Raw genomic sequence first — 13,043 nt, forward strand, 5'->3', positions numbered from 1 at the left:
AGCCAACTACCGTTTGGGAGGCTGTAGATGGCCACTGCCACCACCGTCCAGCCCGTCAAGAAGAAGCCGCTGCCGGCGGGCCTGCCCCGCGAGTGGTACGAGAGCCACAACCGCCGTCTGAAGGCGATGCGGCTGGCGATATCCCTGCTCGACTCGGGGACGTACGACCCTCGGCGCGCCACCAACCGGAAGATCCGGACGATGGCCGTCCGGACGGGGATCCACCGCCCGTCCAATGTCACCTGCAAGATGGTGCGCGCGTTCATCAAGGAGTCGTAAAGGAGCGGTGCCGGCCCGCCGGGTCATCCCGGCCCGTCCAGGGAGAGCAGCAGCAGGGCCACGTCGTCGCGCGGACCGCCGTCCGTGAAGGCCGCGAGGTCCCGCCACACCGCCCCGACCAGGCCCCCCGGGTCCCGTGCCAGTACGGGGACCCGGGCGGCCAGGGGGTAGAAGTGCCCCGCCGCGTCCCGGGCCTCCGTCACGCCGTCGGTGTGCAGCAGCAGCTGGTCCCCGGGCCGCAGCGGCAGCTCCGCCACCGCCGGCAGCGCCGGTCCCGCGAAACCCAGGCCCAGCGGCGGGCCCGGCTCCACCACCAGCTCCTCCACCGCCGCCCCGCGCAGCCGCAGGGCGGGCGGATGCCCGCACGACACGATCCTCACGAGGTCCAGCCCGGGCGGGAACTCCAGCAGCACCGCCGTCGCGAACAGCTCCGGGTGCTCGACGGACGCGGCCCTCGCGTCCGCCACCAGCCGCCGGTCCAGCCGGCCCGCGACCGCCGCCAGCCCGGCGTCGTCGATCACGCCCTCGCGGAAGGCCCCGAGCAGCGCCGCCACGGTGCCCACCGCCGCCAGGCCGTGCCCCTGCACGTCCCCGACCAGCGCCCGCACGCCGTGCGGCCCGGCCCGTACGTCGTACAGGTCACCGCCGACCAGGGTGCCGCGCTGCGCCGCCCGGTAGAGGCCCGAGCAGCGCACCGCACCCACCCGCTCCGGCACCGGCGGGAGCACCGCCAGCTGGGCCGCCTCCGCCACCGTCCGCACGCTCACCAGCTGGGCGTCCCGGCGCTGCCGGACCCAGGCGATCACCACGCTGAGCACCCCGACGACGGCCACCGTCGCCAGGTCAGTGCCGCGGGCATGGCCGACGCCGAGGGCCGGCAACCCCAGCAGCAGGAGGACGACGGCCGCGAAGACCGCCGTCCCGGCCGCCCCGTACGCGAAGGCCGCCACCGGGGGCAGGCCCGCCAGGAAGAACCCCAGCTCCGCGTCCGGGGTGAGCGCCTGCGCGAGCACGAGCGCCACCAGGGCCGCCGCGGGCGCGATCCGGGCCCAGCGCGGCGGCGGCTCCCCGCGCAGCCTGCCCGGCTCCTCGCGTCCGCGTTTCACCCTTCCACCCTGGTACCCGGGCCGGACCCGCGCACCCCGGACCGGCCCGCCGGGTGGCCTCGTACGGCCGGTGCCACGACAGTGGTGGCGTGACAGACAGCGAGGGCCGGGGCAAGGCGCCCACCCAGGCACACATCGAGGCACACGGCACGGGCGACGGGGCGCAGAGCGCGGAGATCAGTACGCGGCTCAACTGGCTGCGGGCGGGAGTGCTCGGCGCCAACGACGGGATCATCTCCACCGCGGGCCTGGTCGTCGGTGTGGCCGGGGCCACCACCTCCCGCTCCGCGATCCTGGCGGCGGGCGTCGCCGGGCTGCTGGCGGGCTCGCTGTCGATGGCGGCGGGGGAGTACGTCTCCGTCAGCTCGCAGCGGGACTCGGAACGGGCCGCGCTGGACCTGGAACGGCGGGAGCTGGCCGAGGAGCCGGAGGCGGAGCTCGAAGAGCTGACCGACCTGCTGGCCGAGCGGGGGCTCAGCCGGGACGTGGCGCGGGAGGCGGCCGAGCAGCTGACGGAACGGGACGCGCTGCGGGCCCACGCCCGGGTGGAACTCGGGATCAACCCCGACGAGCTGGCCAACCCGTGGCACGCGGCCTTCGCCAGTCTCGTCGCGTTCACGGTGGGGGCGCTGCTCCCGCTGCTGGCGATCGTCCTGCCGGTGGCGTCGGCGCGGGTGCCGGTGACGGTGGTCGCGGTGCTGGCGGCGCTCACGCTGTGCGGGGTGCTCAGCGCGCGGCTCGGCGGGGCGCCGCCGCTCCGCGCGGTCCTGCGGAACGTGGCCGGGGGCGCCCTGGCCATGGCCGTCACCTACGCGGTGGGCACCTGGCTAGGCACGATCTGACCGTGCTCCGTCCGCCCCCGGGGCTCCGCCCCGCACCCCGCTCCTCAAACGCCGGAGGGGCTGAAAGATCGGGGCTCCGCCCCGGACCCCGCTCCTCAAACGCCGGAGGGGCTGGATGGTGCGGCGAGGCTGAAAGATCCGGGCTCCGCCCCGTGCCCGGCTCCTCAAACGCCCGCGAGGCTGGATGGTGTGGCGGGGCTGGATATTCCAGCCCCGCCGGCGTTTGAGGCGCGGGCGCGGAGCGCCGTGGGGTGGCGGGCGGAAGGGCACGCGCCGCGCCCGCGAACGGCACTTGGTCCGCTCGGCCACCCGCCAGGGAGAATGACCGCATGCGTATCGCAGTCACCGGCGCGACCGGGCTCATCGGCAGTGCACTCGTCCGCTCCCTCCGGGCAGACGGGCACGAAGTGGTGCGGTTCGTGCGGCGGGAGCCGGTCGGCGCGGACGAGGCGCGGTGGGATCCGGCGCGCGGCGACGTCGACCCCGCGGGCCTGGCCGGCTGCGGGGCCGTCGTGCACCTGGCCGGGGCCGGGGTCGGGGACCACCGGTGGACGGCCGCGTACAAGAAGGAGATCCGCGACAGCCGGGTGCTCGGGACCGCCGCGATCGCCCGCGCCGCGGCCGCGCTCGACGAGCCGCCCGCCGTGCTCGTCAGCGGTTCCGCCGTCGGCTACTACGGGGACACCGGCGACCGGGCCGTGGACGAGGACGCCCCCGCCGGGCAGGGCTTCCTGCCCTCGGTCTGCGTGGAGTGGGAGGCGGCCGCCGCGCCCGCCCGGGACGCCGGGATCCGGACCGCGTTCGCCCGTACCGGCCTGGTCGTCGCCCGCGAGGGCGGGGCCTGGGGCCGGATGTTCCCCCTCTTCCGTGCCGGTCTCGGCGGCCGGCTCGGCAACGGCCGCCAGTACTGGTCGTACATCTCCCTCCGGGACGAGGTCGCGGCCCTGCGCCACATCATCGACACCCCCGGCATCGAAGGCCCCGTCAACCTCACGGCCCCCGAGCCGCTGACCAACCGTCAGGTCACCGAGGCCATGGGCCGGGTGCTGCGCCGGCCCACGCTGCTGTCCGTACCCGCGCCGGCCCTGCGCATCGTGCTCGGGGAGTTCTCCGGGGACGTGCTGGGCAGTCAGCGGGCCCGCCCCGCCCGGCTGCTGGAGTCCGGATTCGTCTTCCGCGACCCCGGCATCGAGCAGGCCATTCGCGCCGCCCTCTGAGCCACGGGCCCGGGACCCCGCCGCGTGCGACCGCCGTGCGACCGTTTGTGACCCGGATGCGACCGTCGTGCGACCGGAGTTGACCGTAATACCCGGCCGAACTCGGGTTCCCATGGAGCCGGTTGGGGGAAGGAGGATCCCCACACAGCCGCGCCGACCTCGGGGAGGGGCACGTGCTCAGCAGCGCACACCATGCCGCGCACCATGCGGACGTCGTCATCGTAGGAGCCGGAGTCTCAGGACTCGCGGCAGCGCAGCACCTCATCGCAGCGGGAGTCACGGTCACCGTCCTGGAGGCCGCGGACGACCCGGGCGGCCGGATGGCCACCGAGTCGGCCGACGGGTTCCGGCTGGACCGGATCGGCCAGCTGCTCAACACCTCGTACACGGAGCTCGAACGCACCCCCGGCCTGCAGGCCCTGACCCTGCGCCCCTTCGTGCCCGGGGTCCTGGCCCACACCGACGGCAAACAGCTGCGGGCCGGGGCGCTCACCCCGGCCCGGGCCCTGGCCAGCGGCTCCCTCGACCAGGCCCGGCTCAGCGCCGCGCTCGGCCGGCTCGCCGCCCTGCCCGAGGACAAGCTGCTCGCCCGTCCCGAACGCACCGCGCACACCGCCCTGCGCTCGCGCGGGCTGCCGCCGCGCACCCTCAACGGGGTGCTCCGGCCCCTGCTCGCCGCCCTGCTCCGCGATCCGCACCTCACCACCTCCAGCCGGGTCGCGGACCTCGCCCTGCGCACCTTCGCCCGCGGCCGCCTCGCGGTGCCCGAGGGAGGCGCGGCGACCCTGCCCGACCTGCTCGCCGCCGCCCTGCCGCCCGGAACCGTCCGGACCGGGGTCCGGGTCCGGTCGGTGGCGACGAACCTGGTCACCACCGAGGAGCACGGCGACTTCGGCTGCCGCTCCGTCCTCCTCGCCACCGGCGCCCGCGCCGCCGCCGAGCTGCTGCCCGGCCTGCGCGTGCCCGCCTTCCACGAGGTCACCGTCCTGCACCACGCCACCGCCACCCCCCTGCCCCGGGACGGCTCGCTGCTCCTGGACGGGGACCCCGACTGGCCCGTCTCGCACACCGCCGTGATGAGCGCGGTCGACCCGGCGCGGGCTCCGGCCGGCCGGAGCCTGGTCACCACGACCGTGCTCGGGCCGCCGCCGCCCGTGCGCACGGTCGCCTCGCGCCTCGCCCGGCTCTACGACACCGCCACCCGGGAGTGGGAGCTGCTGGCCGTCCACCACACCCTGGAGGCCGTCCCCGCCATGCCCCCGCCCCACGACCTGCGACGCCCGGTACGGGTACTGGCCGGGCTGTACGTGTGCGGCGACCACCGCGACACCAACACCGTCCAGGGCGCCCTGCGCTCGGCCCGCCGGGCCACCGGCGCCCTCCTGCGCGACTTCGGCATCCCGCTCCCGGCCGCCCCGGAGCCCGCACTTCCGGTGGCGGCCTGAGAACCACTCGGCCCGGGCCCGGTCCCCCTCGGGGGGCCGGGCCCGCACAGCGTCACGACAACGCCGCCACCCGGTCCCGGTAGGTCCGCACCGCCGACGCGTCCCGGTACGGCTCCAGCCGCCGCTCGAAGTCCCGTACGTACTCCACCGCGCGCACCGACCGCATCTCCGACGCCTGCTGCGCCGCCTCCGCGCCCAGCGCGCACGCCTGGTCCAGCTCGCCCAGCCCCAGCCGGGCCGTGGCCAGCACCACCCGGCAGAACAGCCGGGAGCGCGCGTACGCCGGAGCCCTCAGCTGCAGGGACCGCTCCGCGTGCTGGGCCGACGCCCGGTACTGCTGGAGGTCCCGGTGGCAGTGCCCGAACTCGTCCGCGAGCTGTGCCTCGTCGTAGAAGCGCGCCCAGTGCGGTACGTCGTCCCCGGGCCGGGCCGCGCCCAGCGCGCGCTCGGCCCGCACCAGTGAGGCCGTCGACGCCCGGACCTCGCCGAGCACGGCGTGCCCCCGCGCCTCCGCCGAGTGCAGCAGCGCCTGCACCACCGGCGGCGGGCCGGAGCCCACGCCCTGCTGGGCCACCCGGGCCAGCTGCACCGCCTCCCGGCCGTGGCCGAGGTAGACCGCCTGCCGGCTCATGGTGACCAGCACGTACGAGCCGTAGGGGCGGTCGGCGGCCGCCTGCGCGAGCCGCAGGGCCTGCACGAAGTACCGCTGGGCGAGTCCGTGCGCGGCGATGTCGTACGAGGTCCAGCCCGCGAGCCGGGTCAGATCGGCGGCGGCCGAGAACAGCCGCCGCCCGGTGGTCTCCCCGTAGGTGCCCCGGAGCATCGGCTCGGCCTCGTGCTCCAGGTAGCGCACCAGCGCCTGCCGGGCGTGCCCGCCGCCGTAGGCCTGGTCCAGGGTCCGGAACAGTTCGCTCACCGATCTCAGCGCGGCGATGTCCCCGCCGGTCACCCGCTGCCCGGGGCCCCGGTCGATCTGCCGCTGCCGGGGCACCGTGGCGCGCCCCTGCACCGGGACGCGGGCCGCCGCCTGCTCCGCGCCCCGGCCCACCCGCTCGTCGGCCCGCCCGATGAGCCAGTCCCGGCTCGGCACGACCAGCCCGGCCGGGGTGAAGGCGATCTTCCGCAGCTCGGCGTGCGAACCGGAGTCCTTGCGCCACAGCCCGCTCGCGATGTCCACGGCCTCCTCCGGGGTGGCCGCGAACTCCAGCCCCGCGTACACGGGCGCGCAGGCGTCCAGCCCCAGGTCCTGCGCGGACAGCCGCCGCCCCAGGCGCCGGGTGAAGACCTCGGCGATCAGCGCGGGGGTGGTCCCGCGCGGCTGCTGCCCGCGCAGCCATCGGGTCACGGAGGTCTTGTCGTACCGCAGATCGAGACCGTGTTCCAGGCCGAGCTGATCGACGCGGCGGGCGAGCCCGGCGTTGGAGAACCCGGCTTCCGCGATCAGCGCCGCGAGCTGCCGGTTGGGGACGCGCTGGGCAGGTCGTTCCGTCATCGGCTCCACGGTCTCCTGACGTGACGGACCGGGGTCCCGGCCCTGTGAACGGCGTGAATGTAGCGGCGAACTTCCCTCATGCCGCCCTCTCTGCCCCACATTCATCCGATCGTGTGCAGAATGCGGAGGGCTCTTTACGGACCGGCCCCCTCCGCACGCATAGGCTGCGGGCCATGACCCCTCGGCCCCACGGGGCGCACCTCCCCGAGGAGCGAACCGAATCCACCGCACCGCTGCCCCCGCCCGAGCTGACCGAGGCGGAGTGCCGGCGCTGCGGCACCTACATCGCGGGGCTCGACGGCCGGTACGCGTGCGGGGTGTGCGGGTGGGTCAACGACCACTCGGAGGGGCACCGGCGGCTGCCGCGCGCCGACGAGGACCCGGACCGGCCGCCGAAGGGCCGGCGCCGGCCGAAGCAGCTGCCGTGGCCCCCGCCGCCGCCCGGCCTGGAGCCCGCGCCGGAGCCCCCGCCGAGGCCCTGATGTGGCCCGCCGCGGGGCCCGAACCGGAGCCCGGCCCGGGGCCCTGAAGGGGCCCGCGCGGGTCGCCGTACCCTTGCTCAGTGAAGTACGTGCACACAGCAGGTTCAATGAGGAGGCGCTGCGGTGGCTGAGCTTGGGTTTGTCCATCTGGGCTTCGGACCGGAATCCGTCGAGTACACCCGGGCCTGGGAAGAGCAGCGCAGGGTGCACGCCGCCCGCTTCGCGGACGAGGTCGAGGACACCTGCCTGCTGCTGGAGCACCTGCCGGTCTACACGGCGGGCCGGCGCACCGACCCCAGTGAGCGCCCGCTCGACGGCACGCCCGTCGTCGACGTGGACCGCGGCGGCAAGATCACCTGGCACGGCCCGGGCCAGCTGGTCGGCTACCCGATCATGAAGCTGCCCCGCCCGGTCGACGTGGTCGCCCACGTCCGCCGCCTGGAGGAGGCGCTGATCCGCACCGCCGCCGAGTTCGGCCTGGAGACCACCCGGGTCGAGGGCCGCAGCGGCGTCTGGGTGCTCGGGGACCCGGTCGAGGACCGCCCCATGATCGGCGGGCTCTCCCTCGACCTCGACCCGCGGCTGCACGACGAGGAGTTCGACGCCCGGCTCAACGGCCCCGAGTACGCGCCGTCCAACGCCGGACAGCGCCGCGAGGACCGCAAGCTCGCCGCGATCGGCATCAGGGTCGCGAAGGGCGTCACCATGCACGGCTTCGCGATCAACGTGAACCCGGACAACACCTGGTTCGACCGGATCGTGCCCTGCGGCATCCGGGACGCCGGTGTGACCTCGCTCTCCTACGAGCTGGGCCGCGAGATCACCATCGCCGAGGTGCTGCCCGTGGTCGAACGGCACCTGAAGGACGTACTGGAGCAGGCGGAGCTGCGGCCCCGGGAAATAGAGCCGGCAGCGGGGGCCTGACACCCCGGGAATGCGGCCGGACCCTCGCAGGTTGGCCGACGTAAGAGCGTACGAAATTACGGGCGTACCCTGGTGGGCGCCCGAACAATCGAAGTCACAGGGAGCCGGTCGTGTCCGCAGTCGCACCCGACGGACGCAAGATGCTGCGCCTTGAGGTCCGTAACGCCCAGACGCCCATCGAGCGCAAGCCCGAGTGGATCAAGACCCGGGCGAAGATGGGTCCCGAGTACACCAAGATGCAGGCCCTGGTGAAGGGCGAAGGACTGCACACGGTGTGCCAGGAAGCCGGCTGTCCGAACATCTACGAATGCTGGGAGGACCGCGAGGCCACCTTCCTCATCGGTGGCGACCAGTGCACCCGGCGCTGTGACTTCTGCCAGATCGACACGGGCAAGCCCGAGGCCCTGGACCGGGACGAGCCGCGCCGTGTCGGCGAGTCCGTGGTCACCATGGACCTGAACTACGCCACCATCACCGGCGTCGCGCGCGACGACCTGGCCGACGGCGGCGCCTGGCTGTACGCGGAGACCGTGCGCCAGATCCACCAGCAGACGGCGGGCCGCGAGAGCGGGCACACCAAGGTCGAGCTGCTGGCCCCCGACTTCAACGCGGTCCCGGAGCTGCTGGAGGAGGTCTTCGCCTCCCGCCCCGAGGTCTTCGCGCACAACGTCGAGACCGTGCCGCGGATCTTCAAGCGGATCCGCCCCGGCTTCCGCTACGAGCGCTCGCTCGACGTGATCCGGCAGGCCCGCGCCTACGGCCTGGTCACCAAGTCGAACCTCATCCTGGGCATGGGCGAGGAGCGCGAGGAGGTCTCGCAGGCCCTCAAGGAGCTGCACGAGGCCGGCTGCGAGCTCATCACCATCACCCAGTACCTGCGTCCCTCGCCGCGGCACCACCCCGTCGAGCGCTGGGTGAAGCCGGCCGAGTTCGTGGAGCTGGCGAAGGAGGCCGAGGAGATCGGCTTCTCCGGTGTGATGTCGGGCCCGCTGGTCCGCTCTTCCTACCGGGCCGGGCGTCTCTACAACCAGGCGATGGAGAAGCGCGCCGCGAACGTGTGAACTCGCGCACAAAAGCTTACTAGTCGGTAACACCGCGTCGACGCGGCCCCTAGGCTCTTTTCAGGAAGAGCCCGGCGGGCCGCGTCAATGTTTCGTCACGTTTGACCGACAGGTCATGCGCTGGTAACACCAATCAGTGACGCTGGATCCACACACCGCACACACCGCAGTACGCAGATACCGCAGGACGCACGCACGCTCCCCGCACTGCCCGACGCGAGTTCCGTGAAAGGGATCGACATCATGCAGGCCGCGCCCGTACGCGCCATCGCCATCCCGTCCCTCTCCGACGCCTTCCGGGGCATCGAGTCCCTGCTGATGAGCGGGGCCCGCCGGAACGCCTGGACGGCGGTGCTCGAGGACCGCCGCAGGGCCAAGGACCGGGTCGAAACCGAACATGTACTTGAGGCCGCGGCTACCCGAACCCCGCAGGCCACGTAAACTCGCTGTATGGCGAGGAAGTCAAACGCAGAGACTGCTGCGAACACTGGGCGACTGAAGCAGATCGCCCTCACGTACAAGATGACGCGCAAGGCCGACCCGAAGGTCGGTCTGATCGTCGCGGGCGTGGGAATTGTCACCTTCGGTGTCCTTCTTGCGATCGGCTTCCTGATCGGGCACGAGCTCTACCTGGGCATCCTGGGCTTCCTCGTGGCGTTCCTCGCGATGGCGATCGTCTTCGGACGACGGGCCGAGCGGGCTGCCTTCGGGCAGATGGAGGGACAGCCGGGCGCGGCCGCGGCCGTACTGGACAACGTCGGCCGTGGCTGGACGACCACCCCGGCCGTCGCGATGACCCGGCAGCAGGACATCGTCCACCGGGCCGTCGGCAAGGCCGGTGTCGTGCTGATCGCGGAGGGCAACCCCAACCGGGTGAAGCCGCTGCTCGCGAACGAGAAGAAGAAGCTGGCCCGGATCATGCCGGACGTGCCGGTGCACGACTTCATCGTGGGTACGGGCGAGGGCGAGGTGCCGCTCAAGAAGGTGCGCACCACCCTGCTCAAGCTGCCGCGCGTGCTGGCCGGTCCGCAGATCACCGAGATCAACGACAAGCTGCGTGCCATGGGCGACCTCATGAGCAACATGCCGCTGCCGAAGGGCCCCATGCCCAAGGGCATGAAGATGCCGCGCGGCGGAAAGATGCGCTGACCCGCTCACCTGATTTTCGTATACGACACAGGGGCGCCCCCCGGCGCCGGCGGGGGGGGGGGGGGCCGCGGGGCGGCCGGGGGGGGGGGCGGCGGGGCCGCCGGCCCCCACCCCCGCCCCCCGCCCCCGGTCTTTTCGCTCCCGCCCCCGGGGCCCCCCCCCGCGCGGGCCGGCCCGGGGGGCGCCCCTGTGTCACGTGGTGTCGCGTGCTGCGCGTCCCGCTGCCGCTAGATCCGGACCTGGACGGCGCGCGCCAGCCGGTCGTGCAGGCCGCGGCCGTCGCGGTCCCAGATCAGCGCGGGGATGAACAGGGCCAGCAGGGCCGTGCGCAGGAGTACCCGGACGATGCCCAGGCGGCCGCCGTTCTCCGAGATCACCCGGAGGCCGAGGATCCGCTTACCGGGGGTGAAGCCCACGGTGCCGATCGTCAGGACGCTCAGGGTCAGGAAGAGCCAGAGGGTCCAGCTGCCCGCGGCGCCCAGGTTGCCGCCCGTGATGAGCCCGTACGCAATGACCTGGCAGCCGATCCAGTCGATCGCGACGGCGCCGAGCCGGCGCCCGAAACGTGCCACCGAGCCGGGCCCCTGCTGGGGCAGGCCCAGCCGCTGACCCGGATAGCCGAAGTCGACACCCATATCCTCGGCGGCCGCGCGGGGGCCGGAGAGCCAGGATCCGATTGCCTGTCTGTTGTCCACCCGACCACGGTACCGGTGGCGTCGCACGGCACTCCGGCGGGACCCTGGTTAACTTGTGCGAAACAAATGGGTCATGCTTGAGAAATCCCTTGTGCTTATGGTCGGGTCAGCGTGCGGCACCGCACTGACGCACCACGAGCTATAAAGCCCGCCCTGCCCCGGGGCCGGGAGTAGGAGGAGTTGGATGTTCCAGAACGCCGACGAAGTGAAGCAGTACATCGAGGAGAACGACGTCAAGTTCGTCGACGTCCGCTTCTGCGACCTGCCTGGTGTGATGCAGCACTTCACCATCCCGGCGCGGGCGTTCGACCCGGCCGAGGAGCTCGCCTTCGACGGCTCCTCGATCCGTGGCTTCCAGGCGATCCACGAGTCCGACATGGCGCTGCGCGCCGACATCACCACCGCGCGCCTGGACCCGTTCCGCAAGGACAAGACGCTCAACATCAACTTCTTCATCCACGACCCGATCACGGGTGAGGCCTACAGCCGCGACCCGCGCAACATCGCGAAGAAGGCCGAGGCGTACCTCGCCTCCACCGGCATCGCCGACACCGCGTTCTTCGGCCCCGAGGCCGAGTTCTACGTGTTCGACAGCGTGCGCTTCGCGACCTCCGCGAACGAGGGCTTCTACCACATCGACTCCGAGGCCGGCGCCTGGAACACGGGCTCCGAGGAGAACAACCGTGGTTACAAGGTCCGCTACAAGGGTGGTTACTTCCCCGTAGCCCCGGTCGACCACTTCGCCGACCTGCGCGCCGAGATCTCCCTCGAGCTGGACGCCCAGGGCCTCCAGGTCGAGCGTCAGCACCACGAGGTCGGCACCGGCGGCCAGGCCGAGATCAACTACAAGTTCAACACGCTGCTCGCCGCGGCCGACGACCTGATGCTCTTCAAGTACATCGTGAAGAACGTCGCCTGGCGCAACGGCAAGACCGCGACCTTCATGCCGAAGCCGATCTTCGGTGACAACGGCTCGGGCATGCACGTGCACCAGTCGCTGTGGGCCAACGGCGACCCGCTGTTCTACGACGAGGCCGGCTACGCGGGCCTGTCGGACACCGCCCGCTACTACATCGGCGGCATCCTCAAGCACGCCCCGTCGCTGCTGGCGTTCACCAACCCGACGGTGAACTCCTACCACCGCCTGGTGCCGGGCTTCGAGGCGCCGGTCAACATGGTGTACTCGCAGCGCAACCGCTCCGCCGCCATGCGCATCCCGATCACGGGCTCGAACCCGAAGGCCAAGCGCGTCGAGTTCCGCGCGCCGGACCCGTCCTCGAACCCGTACCTCGCCTTCTCGGCGCTGCTCCTCGCGGGCCTCGACGGCATCAAGAACAAGATCGAGCCGATGGAGCCGATCGACAAGGACCTCTACGAGCTCTCGCCCGACGAGCACGCGAGCGTCCCGCAGGTCCCGACCAGCCTCGAGGACGTCCTCAAGGCCCTGGAGGCCGACCACGAGTACCTCTTGGCCGGCGGTGTCTTCACCCCGGACCTGATCGAGACGTGGATCGACTACAAGCGCACGCACGAGATCGCCCCGATCGCGCTGCGTCCGCACCCGCACGAGTTCGAGCTGTACTTCGACCTCTAGGCCGCGATCGCTCGGAACGAGCGTCATGCCTGATGGGAGGCCCCCCGCCACTCTCCACGGAGAGCGGCGGGGGGCCTTTCCCTTTGACAGGCCGCCCGGGCGGAGTAAGGGTGGAAATGACCTAAAGGCCTAATAAGCGAGACATGTTCGGAGGTGCATGAGAATGCGCCGTAGGATCGTTGCGGCAGCCATGACCGGAGCCGCAGGAATCGCCATCGGTCTGCTGCCCGTCGCCAGTGCCTCGGCCTCGGTCGTCACCGGTGGTGGCGGCGGCGGGAACGGCGGCTACGACTGCTACCGGTACCCCTCGAACCGCTCCGACGCCCGGTGGGACTACTGCTGCAACCGCGACTGGCGCGACCGGCCCAGCTGGTGCTGGGACAACGCAGGCGTCGGCGGCGATCGCGGCTACTGGCGCGACAGCAACTGGAACGACTCCGACTGGCGCCACAACAACTGGCACGACGCGAACTGGAACGACTCCGGTCGCGGCGGCAACGGCAACTGGAACGACTGGGGCAACGGTCGCGGCGGCAACGGCGACTGGGGCAACGGCCGCGGTGGCAACGGCAATGGCGACTGGGGCGGCGGCGGTGGCGGCAACGGTGACTGGGGCGGCGGCGGTGGCGGCGGCAATGGTGACTGGGGTGGCGGTGGCGGCGGCAACGGCGGCGACGGCGGTGGCTGGGGCGGTGGCGGCGGCAACGGCGGCGGTGGGGGCGACGGCGGCGGCTGGGGTGGTGGCCGCTGAAGCCGA

At 72.8% G+C, this 13,043-nt stretch carries 14 protein-coding genes; 11 read left to right on the top strand and 3 right to left on the bottom strand.

Annotated elements, in window-relative coordinates:
* Nucleotides 1–27: 27 nt before the first annotated feature.
* Entirely contained in the window at nucleotides 28–279 is a 252-nt protein-coding gene (locus tag ACIPYQ_RS03555; RefSeq protein ID WP_030707561.1) for a hypothetical protein, read from the top strand.
* A 23-nt stretch (nucleotides 280–302) separates the two neighbouring features.
* On the opposite strand, the gene ACIPYQ_RS03560 is transcribed toward ACIPYQ_RS03555, so the two are convergent.
* On the bottom strand, nucleotides 303–1,385 hold the full coding sequence (locus tag ACIPYQ_RS03560; RefSeq protein WP_401245719.1) for a PP2C family protein-serine/threonine phosphatase: 1,083 nt from the start codon (nucleotides 1,383–1,385) through the stop codon (nucleotides 303–305).
* Nucleotides 1,386–1,474: 89 nt separating this feature from the next.
* Between ACIPYQ_RS03560 and ACIPYQ_RS03565 the strand changes: the two genes are divergently transcribed.
* The 3 genes from ACIPYQ_RS03565 to ACIPYQ_RS03575 all read left to right on the top strand — a co-directional run bounded on the left by ACIPYQ_RS03565 (nucleotide 1,475) and on the right by ACIPYQ_RS03575 (nucleotide 4,889).
* The gene (locus ACIPYQ_RS03565) at nucleotides 1,475–2,227 is read left to right on the top strand and encodes a VIT family protein (protein WP_401245721.1); all 753 of its coding nucleotides are present in this window, start codon (nucleotides 1,475–1,477) and stop codon (nucleotides 2,225–2,227) included.
* A 329-nt stretch (nucleotides 2,228–2,556) separates the two neighbouring features.
* The gene (locus ACIPYQ_RS03570) at nucleotides 2,557–3,444 is read left to right on the top strand and encodes a TIGR01777 family oxidoreductase (RefSeq protein ID WP_361763822.1); all 888 of its coding nucleotides are present in this window, start codon (nucleotides 2,557–2,559) and stop codon (nucleotides 3,442–3,444) included.
* 173 nt (nucleotides 3,445–3,617) lie between these two features.
* Entirely contained in the window at nucleotides 3,618–4,889 is a 1,272-nt protein-coding gene (locus ACIPYQ_RS03575; protein ID WP_401245723.1) for an NAD(P)/FAD-dependent oxidoreductase, read from the top strand.
* A gap of 52 nt (nucleotides 4,890–4,941) precedes the next feature.
* On the opposite strand, the gene ACIPYQ_RS03580 is transcribed toward ACIPYQ_RS03575, so the two are convergent.
* Nucleotides 4,942–6,381, bottom strand: a complete 1,440-nt coding sequence (locus ACIPYQ_RS03580) for a regulator (protein ID WP_361763827.1) — start codon at nucleotides 6,379–6,381, stop codon at nucleotides 4,942–4,944.
* Nucleotides 6,382–6,554: 173 nt separating this feature from the next.
* Between ACIPYQ_RS03580 and ACIPYQ_RS03585 the strand changes: the two genes are divergently transcribed.
* From ACIPYQ_RS03585 to ACIPYQ_RS03605, 5 genes are all read left to right on the top strand, one after another.
* Nucleotides 6,555–6,863 carry a hypothetical protein gene (locus tag ACIPYQ_RS03585; RefSeq protein ID WP_401245725.1) on the top strand — a complete coding sequence of 103 codons (309 nt, stop codon included), beginning with the start codon at nucleotides 6,555–6,557 and terminating at the stop codon, nucleotides 6,861–6,863.
* Nucleotides 6,864–6,986: 123 nt separating this feature from the next.
* Nucleotides 6,987–7,787 carry a lipoyl(octanoyl) transferase LipB gene (lipB, locus tag ACIPYQ_RS03590; RefSeq protein WP_362242210.1) on the top strand — a complete coding sequence of 267 codons (801 nt, stop codon included), beginning with the start codon at nucleotides 6,987–6,989 and terminating at the stop codon, nucleotides 7,785–7,787.
* Between the two features lie 110 nt (nucleotides 7,788–7,897).
* Nucleotides 7,898–8,848, top strand: a complete 951-nt coding sequence (lipA, locus tag ACIPYQ_RS03595; protein WP_401245727.1) for a lipoyl synthase — start codon at nucleotides 7,898–7,900, stop codon at nucleotides 8,846–8,848.
* Nucleotides 8,849–9,091: 243 nt separating this feature from the next.
* Nucleotides 9,092–9,289: a hypothetical protein gene (locus ACIPYQ_RS03600; RefSeq protein ID WP_215013833.1), complete on the top strand. Its 198-nt coding sequence runs from the start codon at nucleotides 9,092–9,094 to the stop codon at nucleotides 9,287–9,289.
* A gap of 9 nt (nucleotides 9,290–9,298) precedes the next feature.
* Nucleotides 9,299–9,997 (top strand): DUF4191 domain-containing protein, encoded by a 699-nt coding sequence (locus tag ACIPYQ_RS03605; RefSeq protein WP_361763839.1) that lies wholly within the window; start codon nucleotides 9,299–9,301, stop codon nucleotides 9,995–9,997.
* Between the two features lie 227 nt (nucleotides 9,998–10,224).
* Here the strand turns inward: ACIPYQ_RS03605 and ACIPYQ_RS03610 are convergent, their stop codons facing one another.
* A complete protein-coding gene (locus ACIPYQ_RS03610) occupies nucleotides 10,225–10,692 on the bottom strand; it encodes an RDD family protein (protein WP_401245729.1) in 468 nt (155 codons plus the stop codon).
* A gap of 184 nt (nucleotides 10,693–10,876) precedes the next feature.
* Here ACIPYQ_RS03610 and glnA point away from each other — a divergent pair, with 184 nt between their 5' ends.
* Together glnA and ACIPYQ_RS03620 are read left to right on the top strand one after the other, a co-directional pair.
* Complete coding sequence (gene glnA / locus ACIPYQ_RS03615; RefSeq protein ID WP_401245731.1) at nucleotides 10,877–12,286, top strand: type I glutamate--ammonia ligase; 1,410 nt, start codon at nucleotides 10,877–10,879, stop codon at nucleotides 12,284–12,286.
* Between the two features lie 190 nt (nucleotides 12,287–12,476).
* The gene (locus tag ACIPYQ_RS03620) at nucleotides 12,477–13,037 is read left to right on the top strand and encodes a hypothetical protein (protein WP_401245733.1); all 561 of its coding nucleotides are present in this window, start codon (nucleotides 12,477–12,479) and stop codon (nucleotides 13,035–13,037) included.
* Nucleotides 13,038–13,043: the final 6 nt, after the last annotated feature.

Origin of the sequence: Streptomyces sp. NPDC090045 (assembly GCF_044747975.1) — a bacterium.
Lineage (GTDB): Bacteria > Actinomycetota > Actinomycetes > Streptomycetales > Streptomycetaceae > Streptomyces.